This window comes from Pedobacter sp. 22163 (assembly GCF_052045595.1).
In the GTDB taxonomy this organism is placed as follows: Bacteria; Bacteroidota; Bacteroidia; order Sphingobacteriales; family Sphingobacteriaceae; genus Pedobacter.
In genome coordinates this window covers 49,220-68,519 of the sequence record NZ_JBQEPM010000007.1, presented here as the reverse complement: position 1 = coordinate 68,519, position 19,300 = coordinate 49,220, and the positions used below count along the sequence as shown (strand labels likewise).

Here is a 19,300-nt window from a genome sequence, read left to right as displayed (position 1 = left end):
GATAACTTTGCGGCTTCAAACCCACACAATGAGTGATCAGATAAAACACGAATGCGGAATCGCTTTTATTCGCCTGTTAAAACCACTTTCTTACTACCAGCAAAAGTACGGTACAGCACTTTACGGCCTTAACAAATTATACCTTTTAATGGAAAAACAGCATAACCGGGGCCAGGATGGCGCAGGTATTGCCACCATTAAACTGGATATGAAACCAGGCAGTAGGTACATTAGCCGATACCGGAGCATGGCATCTAATGCGGTAGCAGATATCTTCGAATATGTACAGAACAAATTTGTCGATATCCAGGAAAATACACCTGAATTAATGCAGGATACAGAATGGCTCAAAAACAACGTAAGCTTTATCGGCGAGGTGTTAATGGGCCATTTGCGTTATGGTACGCATGGTAAAAACAGCATCGAAAATTGCCACCCTTTTTTAAGGCAAAACAACTGGATGACACGTAACCTGGTAATTGCAGGTAACTTCAACATGACGAACGTTGATGAGTTATTGGAACAATTGTATGAGTTAGGTCAGCATCCAAAAGAAAAAGCAGATACCGTAACGGTATTGGAAAAAATCGGTCACTTTTTAGATGATGAAAACCAGGAGCTTTTCGATCAGTACAAAAAAGAAGGGCATGATAACGTTGCGATTACACACAAAATATCTGATAATTTAGATATTGCCAATATCCTTCGCCGCTCAGCCAAAACATGGGATGGAGGTTATTCGATCTGTGGTATGGTGGGTAATGGCGATTCGTTCATTATGCGCGATCCGGCAGGTATCCGTCCGGCGTATTACTATTATGATGACGAGATTGTTGTAGCGGCATCTGAAAGACCAGCGTTACAAACTGCATTTAATATCCAGTTTAAAGATGTTAAAGAGATCGATCCTGGTCATGCTTTAATTATCAAGAAAAACGGCGAGGTAAGCATGGAGCAGTTTCGCGAGCCTACCGAAAGATTATCTTGCTCGTTCGAGCGCATCTATTTCTCAAAAGGAAGTGATGTAGAAATTTACCGCGAACGTAAACAGTTAGGTCGTTTATTAAGCGATAAAATTCTTCAGGCGGTTAATTACGATTTAAAAAATACAGTATTCTCATTTATTCCAAATACGGCAGAAGTAGCCTTTTTTGGGATGGTTGATGGTGTTCAGCAATATGTACGCAGGCACCAGAAAGATATACTTTTACATAAAAAAGAAACCTTAACGGATCAGCAACTTGAAGACCTGTTATCTTTAGCACCCCGTGTAGAAAAGCTTGCGGTTAAGGATGTAAAACTGAGAACTTTTATTACTCAGGACGCAGACCGGAGCGAAATGGTGGCGCACGTTTACGATACTACCTATGGCATTATCAATAACCACCAGGATACTTTAGTGGCATTGGATGATTCTATTGTACGTGGTACAACCTTAAAGCAGAGTATCATTAAAATTGTTGACCGTTTACACCCGAAGAAAATTATTATTGTTTCTTCTGCACCTCAGATCCGTTACCCTGATTGTTATGGTATCGATATGAGTAGGATGGGACAGTTCGTGGCTTTCGATGCGGCTATTCAGTTGTTAACGGAGCGTGGCATGTGGCAGGTGATCGAAGATGTTTACACGAAATGTAAAGCTTCGTTGCTTTTACCAAAAGAGGAAATTGTAAACCACGTTAAGGAAATTTATAAACCATTTACGCCTGAAGAAATTTCGGCTAAAATTGCACAGATTATTACCCCAAAAGGTACTGTTGCTGAGGTTGAAGTAATTTATCAAAGTTTAGAGAACTTGCATGAAGCCTGTCCGAAAAATAAAGGTGACTGGTATTTCTCTGGAAATTATCCTACCCCAGGTGGTAACAAGGTGGTAAATAAAGCTTTCGTTAACTGGAAAGAAGGAAATAACCAAAGGGCTTATTAAGCCCATAAATTCCCTAAAGGATACTTGAATAACAAATAGCTCATATTTTATATGGGCTATTTTTTTTGCTCGTTTTTGCCAGGGAGAACACTGGAGAAGAGCCCTTCGACTCCGCTGCCATTGACAGACTCCAATAGAATGGTCGTCATCTCGACTGTAGTGTAGTCCCGAACTTTCGGGAGAGAGATCTTTGTACCAAGTTATTGAAATCAAATTTAAAAGATTTCTCCTCCAAAGGAGTTCCTTTGGAACACTGCGGTCGAAATGACGATACTTCGCGACTATTTATCTCCTTAAAATAAACTGTTATTCATGTTGATTTTTATGAAATAAATTAAGCCTTAAGGTGAATAGCACTGTACCTGCTTTTCAAAACTTTTAACCACTAAGACACAAAGGCACAAATTAATTAACTTCGTGAAGGTTCAATTGTTTCCCAACAGTGTGTCATCCTGATCCGATAACTATCGGATTTATTTCAGGATCTGTTTTAGTGTTATTACTAATATATTGGAGAAGAGAAATTGATGATTTTAGCGGTTCGTGAGGACACGAACCACGGCGTGGGAGGGTTTTTCATCTTCCATTAATACTACTGCATTTTACCACCTAAACCTGACATTCGCGGAAAGCCCGGAACCCGATCCTTTATCGGGTGAGGACTTGCAGCATTGGCAGGACTAATGATAATAGTAGCACTATACCTGCTTTTCAAAACTTTTAACCACTAAGACACAAAGGCACAAATTAATTAACTTCGTGAAGGTTCAAGTGTTTCCCAACAGTGCGTCATCCTGATCCGATAACTATCGGATTTATTTCAGGATCTGTTTTAGTGTTATTACTAATATATTGGAGAAGAGAAATTGATGATTTTAGCGGTTCGTGAGGACACGAACCACGGCGTGGGAGGGTTTTTCATCTTCCATTAATACTACTGCATTTTACCATCTAAACCTGACATTCGCGGAAAGCCCGGAACCCGATCCTTTATCGGGTGAGGACTTGCAGCATTGGCAGGACTAACGCTTAATAGCAGCATTGTACCCGCTTTTCAAAAAAACAGAAAACTGTTTAGTAATTTTGTCTGCCCTTCGACTCCCACATAACGACAAAACGTGAGGAAATTCCGTGTGTTCTGTGTTTCCGTGGCTAACAATAAGACGTGTATGCTGCGATTTTCTTTATAATATTTGATAAAACCTATACATAAAACTTAATGTACGTTTTAACGATGAGCCAAATGGCAAAAAAGATGATGACCACACCTGCGATTTTATTTAGCTTTTTAAGCGCATCTTCCTTTATTTTATAACGGAGTTTACTCGAATAGAAACTCTTTGCACCATCTATACCCAATTGAGTGGCCATGGCAATAAAAAAGCAGACTAGTTTTTCGTTCAGCATGTTGTTCAATTTAACCGAGATGATTCCGCTTACAATAATCCAGAACATTAAGGTAGAGGGGGTGAGGATGCACATTAAAAAACCTTTTATCACATAACCCCGCTTACTTACTTTTTGCAGTGTTGTACTATCGTAATTAACGGTAATTTTCGAAACGAGGTAATAAACACCTACGGCCAACAGAAATACACCGCCAATACTGCCTACGTATTTATCAAATTCTGCTTTATAATCGATAAATTGACTGCCAAAAAGAACCAGGCCAATTAAGATCACATCACTAATAATTACGCCAACGGCCAAAGAAAACCCGGCTTTGAAGCCCCTCTCTATGCTGGTTTTGATCATTGCAAAAAATACCGGCCCTGTTAAAAACGACGAAATAATCCCTGCTCCTATACCTAGTAATATGGCTTCAAACATGCATTGTATTGTTTATAATATGCGAATATGCAATTTTATACCTAAACATATAACATTTATTTTTGTTGCATAGGTTGCATAAAATTTACTGGTTTTCATTTTTTTTTATTTATGTTTAGAGCCACTAAAACTAGATTTAAAAAATGAGTTCAGAACAAACACAAACCAAATGGGGGCAATTTATTCCTTTGGTTACGGTATTCTTTTTCTGGGGCTTTGTAGCCGCCAGTAATGACATTTTAATACCGGTATTTAAAAAAGCTTTTGATTTATCGCAAGCCGAAAGTCAATTGGTTTCATTGGCATTTTATATTGCTTATACAGTGGGTGCTTTAATTTATAACGGTATTTCTGTTGTAATAGGACAAGATATTGTAAACAAACTGGGTTATAAAAATTCGCTTGCGCTTGGTTTGGTTATTTCGGCACTTGGAACCTTATTGTTTTATCCTGCAGCAAACATGCATTCATTTCCTTTAATGCTTTCAGGCTTATTTATTGTAGCATTAGGTTTCTCCTTACAGCAGACAGTTGCAAATCCGTTAGCTATTGCATTAGGGCCAATTAAAACAGGCTCGCAACGTTTAACGCTTGCCGGTGGTATTAATAACTTTGGTACAACCATTGGACCACTTATTGTAAGTTTCGCTATTTTTGGCTCTGCGGCAAATGCAACTACAAATATTAGTATCGAAAGCGTTAAAATTCCATATTTAATTTTGGGAGTTGCTTTTATTGCTGTTGCTGTTTTCTTAAAAATGTCATCGTTGCCCGATCGACCTGCTTTGGTTGAAGCTGTGGTTGAGGATACTAAATCGATTAAGGGATCTGCTTTGCAATATCCGCAATTGGTTTTGGGTATGATTGCCATATTTGTTTATGTTGGTGTTGAAGTATCTACCGCAAGTAACTTACCTGCTTACATGGAGAAAGATTTGGGATTTGCCATTAAAGATATCGCGCCTTATATCTCTTTATACTGGGCAAGTATGATGATCGGACGTTGGACAGGTGCTGTTGAAGCCTTTACTGATAATATCAGCACACAAAAAGTATTAAGGTTTATTGCGCCTTATTTGGCATTTGGTATCTTTTTAGCCGTAAATGCCATTGCAAAACATGATCTTGCTCCATTTTATGTATACGGTTTAATTATATTGGTATTAATTGCTGCTGATATGGCAAGTAAGGGTAATCCAGCCAGAATGTTATTGATTTTTTCGGCAATTGGTATTACTGCGTTATTAATCGGAATGTTTACTAAAGGAATGGTAAGTGTTTATGCCATTACCAGTGTAGGTTTATTCTGCAGCACTTTATGGCCTTGTATTTTTACCTTGGCAGTAAGCGGTTTAGGTAAACACACCAGTCAGGGAAGTAGCTTCTTAATTATGATGATTATGGGCGGTGGTATTATTAGCTGGGCACAAGGTGCTGTATCAGAATTTACAGGTATTCAATACAGTTATATTGTAGGGATTATCTGTTTTGCTTACTTGGCATTCTATGCCTGGAAAGTGGCTGGGATATTAAGATCACAAGGAATAAACTTTGATCAAAAAATTTCTGGCGGACATTAATTTTTAATAAAGTAATTTTGCAGCCACAGAGATTTAGTTCTTTGTGGCTTTTTTGATTTTTATAATGGCAGATAAACCAAGTTTCGATTCGATATTTATGAACCTTGCCACCGATTTGGCAGCCCGTTCGCATTGCGTGCGTGCCCATGTAGGTGCAGTGCTCACAAAAGATACCCGTATTATTTCTATCGGTTATAATGGCCCACCGGCCGGTACGCACAATTGCGACGAGGAATGGCCAGAGCATGGCTGTGCGCGTGATAGTAAGGGGAGTTGTTCTTTAGCCTTACACGCTGAGGAGAATGCAATCCTGTATGCTTCTAAAAACGGTTCGAAAATAGAAGGCTGTACTTTATATACCACCTTATCGCCTTGTATTGCCTGCGCAAGGTTGATTTTATCTTCAGGAATTAAATTGGTTTATTATTCTAAATCGTATGCGGCTTATAAAGGTTTGCCTAGCGATGAAGGAGTAGACTTTTTGCGGAAATTTGGAGTTGAGGTGGTTTTGATGGAGTCATAAAGGTTCAGTGGTTCATTTGTCATTAGTTTATTGGTAACGGCAAGCTGTATTGCAGCTCATTAAAGTTCAAATCTAAAACATAATTCCGCTTCATCTTGACAACTTGACAAGTTTTGTTTATATTTGATTATAAATTTATTAGCTATGAAAACCATGTCTGTTGGAGAATTTAAAGCTCACTTTTCTGAAGTACTTGAAGATGTTAAGGCAGGTATTGGTATTGCCGTAACTTATGGAAGAAAAAAAGAGGTTATTGGCTATTTTGTTCCTGATTTGGAAGAAAACAATAAAGAGCGTAAAATAGGTATGCTTGATGGGAAAGCCGAAATAATATTTAAAGATGATTTCAAAATTACTGAGGAGGAATTCTTAGGCTTATGATTTACCTCTTAGATACCCATGTATTAGTTTGGTCATTAATGTATTCATCTAAGCTTTCGAATGTTTGCATGGAAATTTTGAAGAACAAGAAAAATACAATTCTAGTGAGTACGATAAGTTTTTGGGAAATATCTTTGAAACATTCAATAAATAAACTAGATATTTTGAGAATCATACCAGAGGCTTTGCCTAAACTCGCAATCGAGGCCGGTTACGAGCTTTTACCCCTTTTGCCTGATGATGTGGCTAATTACCATCACTTAAATGCGAACTGGCATCGAGACCCTTTCGATAGGATGTTAATATGGCAAGCTATTCAGAAAGATATAACTTTAATCAGTAAAGACGAAGACATCAATAAATACCGATCAGCCGGATTAAAGGTTGTTTGGTGATTATTGTTCATTCGTCATTAGTTCACTGGTTCATTTGTCATTAGTTTATTGGTAGCGGCAAGTAGTTTATTGGTTAACTGTTAATCAGTTAATCGACTTCGGACTTCTGACTACCGACTTCGGACTTTTAGTTATGCTGGTTAATCGGTTAACTGTTGAAGCGGTTAATTGACTCCAAACTGACTTCGGAGTCCTGACTGCCGACTCCGGACTTTTTTAAGCTAAAAATCTCAAATCTCCGGCCTCAAATCTCATATCTAATTGGTACCTTTGCGGATGCAAGAAAAAATCATTATCGTCGATTTTGGTTCGCAATTTACACAACTCATCGCTCGTAGGGTTCGCGAACTAAATATTTACTGTGAAATATATCCATACAACAATCTTCCTGAGGTTACGCCTGATGTAAAAGGCGTTATTTTTTCGGGTAGTCCATTCTCTGTTCGTCAGGAAGATGCCCCACAAATCGATTTATCGAAATACCATTTAAAATTTCCTTTATTGGCAGTTTGTTATGGTGCACAATATATCGCTCAGCATTCTAACGGTTCTGTCCAAGCATCTTCTACACGCGAATATGGTCGTGCGAACCTGAATTTTGTAAACCAGGAGAATAAATTATTTAAAGGCATTAACATTGGTTCGCAGGTTTGGATGAGCCATGGCGATACCATTACCGATATTCCGGAAAATTTTGAACTGATTGCCAGTACCGATAGCGTTAAAGTAGCAGCTTACCATATTAAAGATTCGGATACTTATGCCATCCAGTTTCACCCTGAGGTAACGCACAGTATAGATGGGAAAGTCCTTTTAGAAAACTTCTTGGTTGATATTTGCGGATGCAGCCAGGACTGGACTTCTGCAGCTTTTGTTGAAACCACAATTGCCGATATTAAAGCTACTGTAGGTAACGATAAAGTTGTTTTGGCACTTTCAGGTGGTGTTGACAGTAGTGTTGCAGCGGTACTTTTGCATAAAGCCATCGGTACAAACCTACACTGTATATTTGTTGATAATGGTTTATTGCGTAAAAACGAATATGAAAGTGTTTTAGAACAGTATAAAGATTTTGGCTTAAATATTAAAGGCGTTGATGCTAAAGACAAATTCCTGGGCCAGTTGGCCGGGGTTGAAGATCCGGAAACAAAGCGTAAAATTATTGGCCGCGTATTTATCGAAGTTTTCGACGAAGAATCTCACCTGATCCAAGATGTAAAGTGGTTGGCCCAAGGTACAATCTATCCTGATATTATTGAATCGGTTTCGGTTAAAGGGCCGTCGGCAACCATTAAATCGCACCATAATGTAGGTGGTTTGCCAGATTTTATGAAGCTTAAAGTAGTAGAGCCACTTAAAACTTTGTTTAAAGATGAAGTAAGAAGAGTAGGTACCACTTTAGGATTAGAATCGTTTATTTTAGGCCGTCACCCATTTCCAGGCCCAGGCTTAGGTATCCGCATTATCGGAGAAGTTACTCCAGAAAAAGTGGCCATTTTACAAGATGCCGATAAAATTTACATCGACAATTTAAAAGAAGCAGGCCTTTATGATAAAGTATGGCAGGCGGGTGCTATCTTCTTACCGGTAAGATCTGTTGGCGTGATGGGCGATGAGCGTACCTACGAAAATGTAATTGCATTAAGAGCGGTCGAATCACTTGATGGGATGACTGCAGATTGGTGCCATTTACCTTATCCGGTATTGGCTAAAATCTCAAACGAGATCATCAATAAAGTTAAAGGGATCAATAGAGTGGTATACGATATCAGCTCTAAACCACCTGCAACTATCGAGTGGGAATAGTTGTTTAGTTTTTGAGTTGGGAGTTTTCAGTTTGGTTTTTCAGTCCAAACTGCATAAAATAAATGTTATGCTAGCAAGGTGGAATAAACTTTGCTAGCATATTTTGTTAAAAACAATAGGTATGATTTATAAAAAGGTTTACTGGTTACTAGTTTTGTTTATGTTAATTTTGGGTGCTTGTTCGCCAAAAGTGAGAACACCTAAACCAGAGACAAGTAAACCGGTTGAAAAAGAAAAGCCAGCAGATAAAAAGCCTATCAAAAAGTTTTCGCAGGCAAGTGTTTCTTTGCTTGTTCCCTTCAAATTAGATGCTCTGAATTTAAAATCAGCAACAAAAGCCGATATCGAAAAATATGCTATGCCTATCGATTTTTACCAGGGCTTTAAATTGGGATTGGATTCTGTTGCGGCGCAGGGTTTAAATTTTAAACTCAATGTTTTCGATACACAGGATGATAATGCACATATATCGGTTTTGTACAAAAATGAACGTTTTAAACAAAGCAATTTAATTATTGGCCCCGTTTTTCCTGCTGGATTAAAATTTATCTCCAATTATGCCAAGGAAAATAATGCAATCATCGTATCTCCTTTAGCCGCTTCAGAACCTACTGAATTTAACAATCCAAATCTGGTGTCTATTGTAAATAATATTGGTTTACATGGAAAAAAGATAGCCACATACATTGCTAAAAATTATAATCCTGCCAATACGATAGTGGTATTGATTAACCCTAAGAAAACAGAAGACGAACAATTTGCGGCACCGATAAGGAACTATTTTCAAACCAGTACCAAGTTTGTGGTACAAGAGTATGCTTCGGCTTATGCATTTGAAACAAAAATGATCAAAGGCAAAGAATATGCAGTCGTGCTTACCTCATCCGACAGGACTTTTGTATTGCCAACGGTAGAAAAACTGTATAAATTAAAGCATCTACCCACGGGTGGTTATAACATTAATCTATTTGGTCATCCTAATTGGGTAAAACAGAATTATCCTACCGATAAATTACAAGATTTAAATACCATTATCAGCTCTTCTTATAAAATAGACTACAAAAATAGTGCAGTTGTTGCCTTTATTAAAAAATATCGCTACAGGTATGGATTTGAGCCTGGAGAATACGCCTTTAAGGGCTTTGATGTTGGCTATTACTTCGGTAAACTGTTAACTACTTATGGAGAGGATTATAGAAATTATCTGGTAAAAGATAAATATAAAGGCCTCCATAATAACTTTTCGTTTATCCATGATGAAAAATTAGGCTATATTAACACCAGTTTAATGTTACTGAGGTTTAAGAACTTTGCGTTAAACATAGTTGAGTAATTCTATAATTTTTTCTTCCATTTTAATTATTGCATGAGAGCAGACCATCAGTTAAGAGCCTTTGAACAGATTTTAAGTAATTATGATGGAAGTTTGCCCTTACATCGTTTTCTACCAGCCTATTTTAAGCAGCATAAGCAAATGGGTTCGTCCGATAGGAGATGGGCTACACGTCATATATATAGCTTTTTTAGATTAGGTAAGGCTTTATCGGCACTTTCAGAGGAAGAACGTTTAAGTATTGCCGATTTCTTGTGCCATGATACGCTTAGCCTTATTGTAGAGAAAAATCTGCCGGAATTAAAGGAAAGTATCACACTGCCACTTGAAGAAAAAATACCCATCGTTAAAACCAGGTATCCGGATTTTGATTTGCAGGAGGTATATCCATTTCATGCAAATCTATCTGATGGATTAGAGGGGGAAGCATTTTGTACCTCATTCTTCAAACAGCCAGATCTGTTTATAAGGGTAGGAGGCGAAGAATCCGCAGCTATTATTGCAAAATTAGAAGATGAAAACATTGCGGTTAAAGCGATTTCTGATACTGCTTTGGCTTTGCCCAATGGAACCAAGTTAGAAACCATATTAAAAGAAGGCAGTTACCAGGTTCAGGATTTATCTTCTCAGCATACGGGCAATTATTTTAAACCGAACAAATGGGACAAATGGTGGGATTGCTGCGCGGCATCTGGTGGGAAAACGTTGCTGTTGCATAGTTTGGAGCCTGTGATCGAGCTTTTGGTTTCTGATCTGAGAGAAAGTGTGCTCTTAAATTTAGATGAACGTTTCCGTTTAGCCGGGATCAAAAAGTACCATAAAAAGGAACTGGATCTTTTACAGAACAACGATCAGGTTTTACACCACTATCAATTTGATGGGATTATTTTGGATGCGCCGTGTACTGGCTCTGGAACATGGGGCAGAACACCCGAAATGCTTACATTTTTCGAAGAACGGAAAATTAATCAATTTGCCAGCATCCAGAAGGGGATTGTCCAAAATATTGTAAAGTATTTAAAGCCGGGTAAGCCCTTAATTTACATTACCTGCTCTGCCTTTACCGAAGAAAATGAAGCCATTGTGCAGCATATGATTGATACATTGCCATTAGAACTTGAAAAGATGGAATTGATAAAGGGATATGAAAATAGTGCCGATACGATGTTTGTGGCGAGATTGATTAAGAAGAGCCAGGATTAATCAGGATTATAGGATTTTAAGATCAGGGTGCTTTTTAAGCCGCGTTCGATTGATCTTTCTTCGAAATATCGTCATTTCGAGCGAAGTGCAGCTAAACCTAATTCGGCAGATCTCTCCATTTCGCTACGCTTCAGTCGAGAAGACGACCCACTCTACGTATGTTCAAACCAGGATTTGAAATTCTTTTTGAAGTATTTAACCGCTTCGATTAAAACGGCTATTGCTCCAATAATTAAGGTATATTCTTCAAAGCTGTTCATGGTGTAAGCTTTTTGTTTTAGATGAATATACGCAATTATTGTTACAGATTCATTGGAGGATTGTCATTTTGAGCGTTATTTCTCTCGATCGTCATGCTGAATTTATTTCAGCATCTTTTCTGCAAAATAGACCCTGAAATATATTACCTTCGGTGAGCTCGCTTAAAGCTCGGTTTACTGCGTAGCTCTCCGCTGCGCTACAGGTCAGGGTGATGAATCTTTGAAACGATCCTTAAAGTCCCGTATTATTTCTGAACAATTTAATGGCTATAGCCAATAAAATTACCCCAAAGGCTTTACGTAAAATGTTTAAGCCTGATTTTCCGAAAAGTTTTTCCAGTCTGTTGGTATTTTTCAATACAAAGTAAACAAACAGCATATTGAGTATAATACCCACCAATATATTCTGGGTATGGTATTCTGTTTTTAGCGAAAGTAGGGTAGTCATTGTTCCTGCTCCGGCAATTAAAGGGAAAGCCAATGGAACGATGGAGACTGTTTCTGGGGCTTCTTCTTTGAAAATCGTTAATCCCAATACCATTTCCATGGCGATAAAAAAGATCACAAAAGAACCCGCAATGGCAAAAGATTCTACATCTAATCCGATTACTTTTAATAAGGATTCACCAACAAATAAAAAGAGGATCATTAGGCCTGTAGCCACAAGCGATGCTTTTTCTGATTCGATATGGCCTGCTTTTCTGCGTAATTCGATTACAACGGGAATGGCGCCTAAAATATCGATAATAGCGAAGAGCACCATCGTTGTGGATAGGATCTGGCTTAAGTTGAACGTCATAAAATCGAATTTCATAGCGGCGCAATTTTAAGCAAAGGTAGCGGAATTTGTATCAATTCCTCAATTGTACACTTATTTATTAGAAATAGAATTGTGTTCTTAACGTAAGCACATTGTCTTTTCTGTCTGCTGTATAGCCTTGAATTTGGGTTGATTCGTTTTTAATGATATCATAATAAAGCACCGCTTTAAAATGTGGGTTAAAGTGGTGTAAAAAACCAAAGCCAAAAGTATCAAAACGAACATCTGCTGGCGAAAGCCCCTGGGCGCTTGAAATATCAAATCCTTTTACCTTTGAATTTGGATCATACCAATCGTATTTTAAAATAAGCTGATTGTTGGTGCTATTCAAGGTTTGTACAAAGGTAAAGTAAGCACCATTGAAGGTTCGGGTATAATAAGGCAAGGCTACCGATTTACTGTCAACAGGATAAGAGCCTGGTGTGGTTGAGGTAGTTGAAGTGCCTGTTTGTAGACCTGATACCACTTCTGCCCTTAACTCAGATTTCCAGCTCTTTGTTTTTGTGGCCAGCTGAATATCGGCACCATAATATCTTCGCGGTGCAACCTTATTGATCGTAGTAACAGACGAATCCTTCACCATTCGCCATTGCTCATTTATTTTATCCATCTTATAGCTAACGGGTAAACGATGATTTAAGCCGCCTTGTAGCGTACTTATACCGCCTGCAATGGTGAATTTATTAAACGCATAGGTTTTGTGGCTTAACCTGAAGATAAAATCCTTGCTGTTGTCGAATTCTCCAGCGCCAGCTAGGCCTTGGCCATTGTAAACACCGGCATCGAATACAAAGTTTTTTAGTCTGGCATCTTTCCACCGTGGGTTTAAGGTAAAGGTTGCCCCCAGATCGCGTTCTGTTTTCATTAAAATCTGCGACATCCGGCCACGCTCCGGTGCTTCCCTTACCGAAGAAGATAATTGTAGCTCATTCCCAAACGGACGGCCTGAAAGCCCTAAGGTAACCGCCAGTATTTTCCATTTATTTTCATAATAACGTCCCCAAAAATCACGAATGGCAACACCTTGTTCCGTACCGTCAAACTGAAGTACAAAATAGGTAGAAGGACTGCCATCATCCGTTAACATCATATAATCTGCCCTTAAACGCCCTCTTCTTAACCTAAACCGGTTATTGGTAAACTCGCCAAAGTTTCCGCCTTGATATTCTGCCTGTGCACCGTTTGCCTGTGCCACCTGGAATTGCGGCTGTAAATATCCACTAAAAGATAACGAACCATATTTCTTCGAAATGATGAGCAAATGGTTTACCGTAGTAGAATCCATTACATCGTTAATTGTTCTCTGCGCATATCCTGGAGCAGAAATGAATAGCAAAACAGCAGTTATGTAGAAATAAACGATCTTAAATTTGGCAGAATAGCGGTACATGTTATCGATTTTTTGCAAAGGTAGTTTTATTAACAATTATTTAACATAAAAAAGCCCCGACTTTTCGGTCGAGGCTTTAATTTCTTAAAAAAAATATAAATTATTTAACGTCTTTCAAATGAGAATTCTTTTTACTGTATCCAAAGTAAATGATAAATCCTAATGCTAACCAGCCAAATAACCTTAACCAGTTTGTCCAGCCTAAGCCAAGGATCATTAATCCACAGGCAACAACACCCAAAATCGGAATTAAAGGTACCCAAGGTGTTTTAAACTGACGAGGAAGATCTGGATCGGTTTTTCTTAAGATGATTACTGCTATACAAACCAACATAAATGCAAATAATGTACCGATACTGGTCATATCACCAACTACATCACCAGGGATAAATGCAGCAAATAAACCTACTATTACCAAGATCACTAAGTTTGCTTTGTAAGGTGTTTTAAATTTAGGGTGTAAATCGCTGAACATTTTAGGTAATAAACCATCTTTACTCATCGAGTAAAATACACGGCTTTGGCCTAATAACATCACCAAGATTACAGAAGAGAAACCTGCTAAGATAGCTACTGTTACTAATTTAGATAACCATGAGTATCCAGTCATATATTCGCTAATTGCAGCTACCACAGATGCTTCGCCACCTTTAGTTCTGAAAAACTCAACAGGTGCAATTCCTGTTAAAACGTGTGCGAATAATATGTATAATACAGTACAAACTGCTAACGATCCTAAAATACCAATTGGCATTGCTGTTTTAGGGTTTTTAGTTTCCTGTGCGGCAGTACTTACAGCATCGAAACCGATAAAGGCAAAGAACACCGTTCCGGCAGCGCCAATAACGCCCCAGAAACCACCAAAACTATGGCTAATACCTGCATGATCTACATAAGTGGTAGCAGCCGGAATGTATGGATGGTGATTTGCTTCGTGGATGAAGCCCCAACCTAAAACAATAATTAAGATAACAATACCCACTTTGGTAATTACGATTAAACCGTTTACAAAAGCAGATTCTGAAGTTCCTTTAATTAAAAGTAAACTTAACAAGCCTACTATAAACAAGGCAGGAAGATTCATAATTCCATTTACGGTACCATCTGGATGCGATTGGAAAGGCGAGTGGCACCACTCGTAGGGTATGGGTGAGGTATGTAATACTTCTACCAATAGTTTATTCAGGTATTCACTCCAGGCTATACCTACAGTAGCGGCACCTACAGCATATTCTAACACTAAATCCCATCCAATAACCCAGGCCATTAGCTCGCCCATGGTGGCATAAGTATAAGTATATGCACTACCAGAGATTGGAATAGAAGAAGAGAGCTCAGCATAACATAAGCCTGCCAAAGCACAGCCTATTGCAGCTATTATAAAACCGATTGTAACTGATGGTCCAGCATTTTGAGCGGCTGCTGCAGCAGTACGAACAAATAGCCCGGCACCAATAATAGCCCCTACACCTAATGCAACTAATGCACCTGCACTAAGTGTGCGCTTTAAGCCTTTGCCTGAATCACCTGCTTCTTCAAGCAATAGATGCATTGGCTTTTTAGTAAATAAACCCATATTATAGTTTTTGTTTAGATTAATTCAGCTCCAAACGTAATTAAAAATTACGGAAATGTAAAAGGGATTTTGGTTAAAAAATCCCTTTAGCTATTATTTTATCAATGTTTTTACAACTAATGGCTTAAACTATCCGTCATTTTTGGTAAACTATCCATAATTGTATTGCCCAAACTGTCCATTTTTGGTTCAAATCTGATTTCTTTTGGAACTTCTAGCTTATGTTCGCCGGCAATTGCCTTAACTGCAATGTACGGGGCAATAACTAATGAAACGATAGACATTAATTTGATTAAAATGTTCATTGAAGGCCCCGAAGTATCCTTAAAAGGATCGCCTACAGTATCTCCGGTTACCGAAGCCTTATGTGGTTCTGATTTTTTATAGTGCATTTCTCCATTGATCATTACACCTTGTTCGAAAGATTTTTTGGCGTTATCCCATGCGCCACCTGCATTGCTTTGGAAAATACCCATCAATACACCGGTAACGGTTACACCAGCCAGTAATCCACCTAAAACTTCAGGACCAAAAGTAAAACCAATAATTATCGGTGTGATTAAGGCGATAGCGCCAGGCATCATCATTTCGCGGATAGATGCTTTGGTTGAAATGGCTACACATTTTTCGTACTCTGGCTTGGCTTTGTACTCCATAATGCCAGGAATTTCCCTAAACTGTCGGCGAACTTCCTGAACCATATCCATTGCCGCTTTACCCACTGCCTGGATGCAAAGGGCAGAGAAAATAAAAGGAATCATCCCACCAACAAATAATCCGGCTAAAACAGGTGCTTTATAAATATCTATGGCGGTAATACCGGCAATACCCACAAAAGCAGCAAATAAAGCTAACGAGGTTAAGGCTGCAGATGCAATGGCAAATCCTTTACCGGTTGCTGCAGTTGTGTTTCCAACAGCGTCTAAATTATCGGTACGTTCGCGTACTTCCGGCGGTAACTGACTCATTTCGGCAATACCGCCCGCATTATCTGCAATTGGTCCGAAAGCATCAATTGCCAGTTGCATAGCCGTTGTGGCCATCATACCTGCTGCTGCAATGGCTACGCCATATAGACCCGCAAAGTGGTACGATAACATAATCCCACCAGCCAAAACCAAAATTGGTATAACAGTCGATTTCATTCCGACAGCTAAACCTGCAATAATATTGGTGGCATGTCCGGTTGATGATTGTTGGATAATAGAATTTACGGGGCCTTTGCCCATCGCGGTAAAATATTCGGTAACAATACTCATAATGGTACCCACAACTAAACCAACAATAATGGCGTAAAATACGTTTATACTGGAGAACTCATACCCACGTAAGTTTAATGTTTCGGGCAACATCCATTTTACGATAAAGAACGAAGCCACTGCGGTAATCAAAATTGATGACCAGTTGCCTAGGTTTAAAGCTGTCTGAACATTTGATTTATCATCTTTAATGGTTACAAACCAAGTGCCTACAATCGAGAATAAAATACCCAAGCCGCAGATTACCATGGGCAAAAGGATAGGAGACATGCCGCCAAATTTATCTGTTACGGTAATTTCTTGTCCTAAAACCATGGTTGCCAATATGGTTGCTACATAAGAACCGAATAAATCGGCACCCATACCTGCAACATCACCTACGTTATCGCCTACGTTATCGGCAATGGTTGCTGGGTTACGCACATCATCTTCCGGAATTCCGGCTTCTACTTTACCTACTAAATCGGCACCAACATCGGCAGCTTTGGTATAAATACCACCACCTACACGGGCAAATAAGGCAATAGATTCGGCACCCAAAGAAAATCCGGTTAAAACCTCAATAGCAGTTCTCATTTCTACGCTATTGGCACTGGTTACATGAAATATCTGTAAAAAAACAATAAATAAACCACCTAAACCTAAAACTGCAAGGCCAGCTACGCCTAAACCCATTACTGTACCGCCAGTAAACGAAACTTTTAATGCTTGTTTTAAACTTGTTCTAGCAGCCTGTGTGGTTCTAACATTCGCTTTTGTGGCCGATTTCATGCCGATATAACCTGCAGTTGCAGAAAATACCGCTCCAATAATAAAAGAGATAGAGATAATCCAGCTCGAATGCATAGGTACCCCTTTAATTTCGGTAATTGTTCCGGAGTAAGCTAACAGTGCTGCTGTAAAAACAGCAAAAATGCTCAATACCCTCCATTCAGCTTTTAAAAAGGCCATAGCACCATCGGCTATATAGCCAGCAAGTTCCTGCATGTTTTTATCACCTGCATCTTGCTTGTTTACCCAGGCACTTTTAATCATCATAACTATAATCCCAACAAGGCCCAGCGCCGGAATACAGTAAATTAAATTGTTTTGTAAAAAATCCATAGTTAATAATTGATTTATATTTGGTTAGTTGTTTACATTGTGAACTGTTTAAATCGGTTAATTGTTTAAGTTGTTTTATCGACTCCAGGCACCCGCTCTAAACTCCAAACTTAGTTAATCCGTTAGTCTACTATAACCTTCGGACTCCAGACTTCGGACTTATAAGTAGCAAGTTAATAAAATATTTTTCTTGTGATTAAAATTTTCACGACTGAGGCGAATAAATTTTTCCTCCTTAAAATAATACAACAGAACAGCATCCTATTTTCTTTTTTTTAAATAAATTAGCTCCCAAACTAAACTGAACTAAAATGAAAATTGAAAAGGAAGATGGGCCTTCTAAAAGAAAATTAAGCCTTTTTGATGCCACCATGCTGGTAATGGGTTCGATGATCGGAAGCGGGATCTTTATTGTTAGTGCGGACATCATGCGGAATTTGGGTTCTGGTTATTGGTTGATTGTGGTTTGGGTGATCACTGGCGTGATGACAGTTGCTGCCGCAATTTCTTATGGAGAACTTTCTTCCATGTTTCCTAAAGCCGGTGGGCAATACACTTACCTGAAAGAGATTTTTGGTAAAATGATGGGATTTCTTTATGGTTGGGGCTTGTTTACCGTAATTCAAACCGGCACTATTGCAGCTGTTGCTGTTGCTTTTGGTAAATTTACAGCCTATTTAATACCTGCTTTAAATGATGCTGCTCCAATTTTTCAAAGTGGCGGTTATAAAATTACCTGGATACAGATTTTAGCCATCGGTGTGATTTTGCTTTTAACCTATATTAATACGAAAGGTGTTGAAGGCGGTAAAATTTTGCAGAACATTTTTACGGGTTCTAAAATTGTCGCTTTAATCGGCCTAATTATTTTGGGCTTTCTTCTGGTGAAAAACAGTTTTTGGGCCGGAAATATGAACTTTGGCTGGGATGCTTTCAATAATCTTAAAACAGATCCGAGCGGCAATTTCTTAAAATCGGGATGGGAATCCATTTCCGGAATGGCAATAATGGGGGGAATTGCAGCGGCCATGGTTGGTTCGGTATTTTCGAGTGTGGCCTGGGAAAACGTAACTTTTGTTTCGGGAGAAATCGAAAATCCAAAGAAAAATGTAGTACGTTCTATGGTCTTAGGTACTTCAGCAGTAATGATTCTTTATTTATTGGTCAATTTTATCTATCTCAATACCCTAAACAGAGATAGTATTGCCTTTGCCCTCAATGATCGGGTTGCAGTTGCAGCCTCAGAACAGATTTTTGGTAGTGGGATCGGCACAATTGTAATTGCATTATTAGTAATGATTTCTACTTTCGGTTGTGTTAATGGAATCGTATTGGCAGGTGCAAGGGTTTTTCAAACCATGGCAAAAGATGGAATGTTTTTTAAAGCAGCATTAAAAAACAATAAAAATGGGGTTCCTGAAAGATCACTTTGGATGCAGGGCATTTGGGCATCTGCTTTATGTTTAAGTGGGCAATATGGTAATCTTTTAGATATGATATCATTTGTTATTGTACTCTTTTATATGATTACTGTTTTTGGCGTTATTTATTTAAGGATAAAACAACCTGGTCTTGAAAGGCCTTATAAAACGTGGTTATATCCAGTTACACCGATTATTTACTTATTGATAGGAGCAGCGTTTTGTATTTTGCTGCTCATTTATAAACAGCAGTATACCTGGCCGGGGCTTGTGATTGTTTTACTGGGGGTGCCTGTTTACTTTTTTATTAATAAAAAAGAGCAGCAGGATTAATCAGGGCCGTCTTGCTGATCCGATAGCTATCTAATTTTATATAACATCTTAATGGTAGGATAGATTCTGGAACAAGTTCTGGATGAAGATATGAGATGAGAATTTACCACGGAACCTCGCAGGTTTTTAAAAACTGCGAGGTTTTTAAATTAATGA

14 protein-coding genes are annotated in these 19,300 nt (G+C 38.6%); 9 read left to right on the top strand and 5 right to left on the bottom strand.

What is annotated here, in order from left to right; all coding sequences use genetic code 11:
- Window positions 1–28 precede the first annotated feature (28 nt).
- Window positions 29–1,930: a class II glutamine amidotransferase gene (locus ACTJKN_RS18375; protein WP_057932784.1), complete on the top strand. Its 1,902-nt coding sequence runs from the start codon at window positions 29–31 to the stop codon at window positions 1,928–1,930.
- 1,203 nt (window positions 1,931–3,133) lie between these two features.
- Here ACTJKN_RS18375 and ACTJKN_RS18370 read toward each other — a convergent pair.
- On the bottom strand, window positions 3,134–3,760 hold the full coding sequence (locus ACTJKN_RS18370) for a LysE family translocator (protein WP_440827206.1): 627 nt from the start codon (window positions 3,758–3,760) through the stop codon (window positions 3,134–3,136).
- A gap of 143 nt (window positions 3,761–3,903) precedes the next feature.
- Between ACTJKN_RS18370 and ACTJKN_RS18365 the strand changes: the two genes are divergently transcribed.
- From ACTJKN_RS18365 to ACTJKN_RS18335, 7 genes are all read left to right on the top strand, one after another.
- Window positions 3,904–5,340 (top strand): MFS transporter, encoded by a 1,437-nt coding sequence (locus tag ACTJKN_RS18365; protein WP_440827205.1) that lies wholly within the window; start codon window positions 3,904–3,906, stop codon window positions 5,338–5,340.
- Between the two features lie 64 nt (window positions 5,341–5,404).
- Window positions 5,405–5,863 carry a deoxycytidylate deaminase gene (locus ACTJKN_RS18360; protein WP_029274099.1) on the top strand — a complete coding sequence of 153 codons (459 nt, stop codon included), beginning with the start codon at window positions 5,405–5,407 and terminating at the stop codon, window positions 5,861–5,863.
- 144 nt (window positions 5,864–6,007) lie between these two features.
- Entirely contained in the window at window positions 6,008–6,244 is a 237-nt protein-coding gene (locus tag ACTJKN_RS18355; protein WP_307526929.1) for a type II toxin-antitoxin system Phd/YefM family antitoxin, read from the top strand.
- Window positions 6,241–6,639 carry a type II toxin-antitoxin system VapC family toxin gene (locus ACTJKN_RS18350; RefSeq protein ID WP_440827204.1) on the top strand — a complete coding sequence of 133 codons (399 nt, stop codon included), beginning with the start codon at window positions 6,241–6,243 and terminating at the stop codon, window positions 6,637–6,639. The genes ACTJKN_RS18355 and ACTJKN_RS18350 overlap by 4 nt, the downstream gene beginning before the upstream one ends.
- Before the next feature lie 276 nt (window positions 6,640–6,915).
- On the top strand, window positions 6,916–8,445 hold the full coding sequence (guaA, locus tag ACTJKN_RS18345; RefSeq protein WP_440827203.1) for a glutamine-hydrolyzing GMP synthase: 1,530 nt from the start codon (window positions 6,916–6,918) through the stop codon (window positions 8,443–8,445).
- A 121-nt stretch (window positions 8,446–8,566) separates the two neighbouring features.
- Complete coding sequence (locus ACTJKN_RS18340; RefSeq protein WP_440827202.1) at window positions 8,567–9,778, top strand: ABC transporter substrate-binding protein; 1,212 nt, start codon at window positions 8,567–8,569, stop codon at window positions 9,776–9,778.
- A 33-nt stretch (window positions 9,779–9,811) separates the two neighbouring features.
- Complete coding sequence (locus ACTJKN_RS18335; protein WP_440827201.1) at window positions 9,812–10,981, top strand: RsmB/NOP family class I SAM-dependent RNA methyltransferase; 1,170 nt, start codon at window positions 9,812–9,814, stop codon at window positions 10,979–10,981.
- Between the two features lie 492 nt (window positions 10,982–11,473).
- Here ACTJKN_RS18335 and ACTJKN_RS18330 read toward each other — a convergent pair whose 3' ends face one another.
- From ACTJKN_RS18330 to ACTJKN_RS18315, 4 genes are all read right to left on the bottom strand, one after another.
- Window positions 11,474–12,040, bottom strand: coding sequence for a MarC family protein (locus tag ACTJKN_RS18330; protein ID WP_029274105.1), 567 nt, complete (start codon window positions 12,038–12,040; stop codon window positions 11,474–11,476).
- 79 nt (window positions 12,041–12,119) lie between these two features.
- Window positions 12,120–13,469 carry a porin gene (locus ACTJKN_RS18325; protein ID WP_440827200.1) on the bottom strand — a complete coding sequence of 450 codons (1,350 nt, stop codon included), beginning with the start codon at window positions 13,467–13,469 and terminating at the stop codon, window positions 12,120–12,122.
- Between the two features lie 82 nt (window positions 13,470–13,551).
- Window positions 13,552–15,027: an amino acid permease gene (locus ACTJKN_RS18320; protein WP_440827199.1), complete on the bottom strand. Its 1,476-nt coding sequence runs from the start codon at window positions 15,025–15,027 to the stop codon at window positions 13,552–13,554.
- A 116-nt stretch (window positions 15,028–15,143) separates the two neighbouring features.
- Window positions 15,144–17,390 (bottom strand): sodium-translocating pyrophosphatase, encoded by a 2,247-nt coding sequence (locus tag ACTJKN_RS18315; protein ID WP_440827198.1) that lies wholly within the window; start codon window positions 17,388–17,390, stop codon window positions 15,144–15,146.
- A gap of 311 nt (window positions 17,391–17,701) precedes the next feature.
- Between ACTJKN_RS18315 and ACTJKN_RS18310 the strand changes: the two genes are divergently transcribed.
- Window positions 17,702–19,144 carry an APC family permease gene (locus ACTJKN_RS18310; RefSeq protein WP_440827197.1) on the top strand — a complete coding sequence of 481 codons (1,443 nt, stop codon included), beginning with the start codon at window positions 17,702–17,704 and terminating at the stop codon, window positions 19,142–19,144.
- The last annotated feature ends 156 nt before the right edge of the window (window positions 19,145–19,300 follow it).

Bases quoted from the DNA above. Each gene is read 5' to 3' on its own strand.
- guaA (WP_440827203.1), top strand. From the start codon at position 6,916: ATGCAAGAAAAAATCATTATCGTCGATTTTGGTTCGCAATTTACACAA.
- ACTJKN_RS18310 (WP_440827197.1), top strand. From the start codon at position 17,702: ATGAAAATTGAAAAGGAAGATGGGCCTTCTAAAAGAAAATTAAGCCTT.
- ACTJKN_RS18340 (WP_440827202.1), top strand. From the start codon at position 8,567: ATGATTTATAAAAAGGTTTACTGGTTACTAGTTTTGTTTATGTTAATT.
- ACTJKN_RS18320 (WP_440827199.1), bottom strand. From the start codon at position 15,027: ATGGGTTTATTTACTAAAAAGCCAATGCATCTATTGCTTGAAGAAGCA.
- ACTJKN_RS18350 (WP_440827204.1), top strand. From the start codon at position 6,241: ATGATTTACCTCTTAGATACCCATGTATTAGTTTGGTCATTAATGTAT.
- ACTJKN_RS18335 (WP_440827201.1), top strand. From the start codon at position 9,812: ATGAGAGCAGACCATCAGTTAAGAGCCTTTGAACAGATTTTAAGTAAT.
- ACTJKN_RS18315 (WP_440827198.1), bottom strand. From the start codon at position 17,390: ATGGATTTTTTACAAAACAATTTAATTTACTGTATTCCGGCGCTGGGC.
- ACTJKN_RS18370 (WP_440827206.1), bottom strand. From the start codon at position 3,760: ATGTTTGAAGCCATATTACTAGGTATAGGAGCAGGGATTATTTCGTCG.
- ACTJKN_RS18375 (WP_057932784.1), top strand. From the start codon at position 29: ATGAGTGATCAGATAAAACACGAATGCGGAATCGCTTTTATTCGCCTG.
- ACTJKN_RS18360 (WP_029274099.1), top strand. From the start codon at position 5,405: ATGGCAGATAAACCAAGTTTCGATTCGATATTTATGAACCTTGCCACC.
- ACTJKN_RS18355 (WP_307526929.1), top strand. From the start codon at position 6,008: ATGAAAACCATGTCTGTTGGAGAATTTAAAGCTCACTTTTCTGAAGTA.
- ACTJKN_RS18330 (WP_029274105.1), bottom strand. From the start codon at position 12,040: ATGACGTTCAACTTAAGCCAGATCCTATCCACAACGATGGTGCTCTTC.
- ACTJKN_RS18365 (WP_440827205.1), top strand. From the start codon at position 3,904: ATGAGTTCAGAACAAACACAAACCAAATGGGGGCAATTTATTCCTTTG.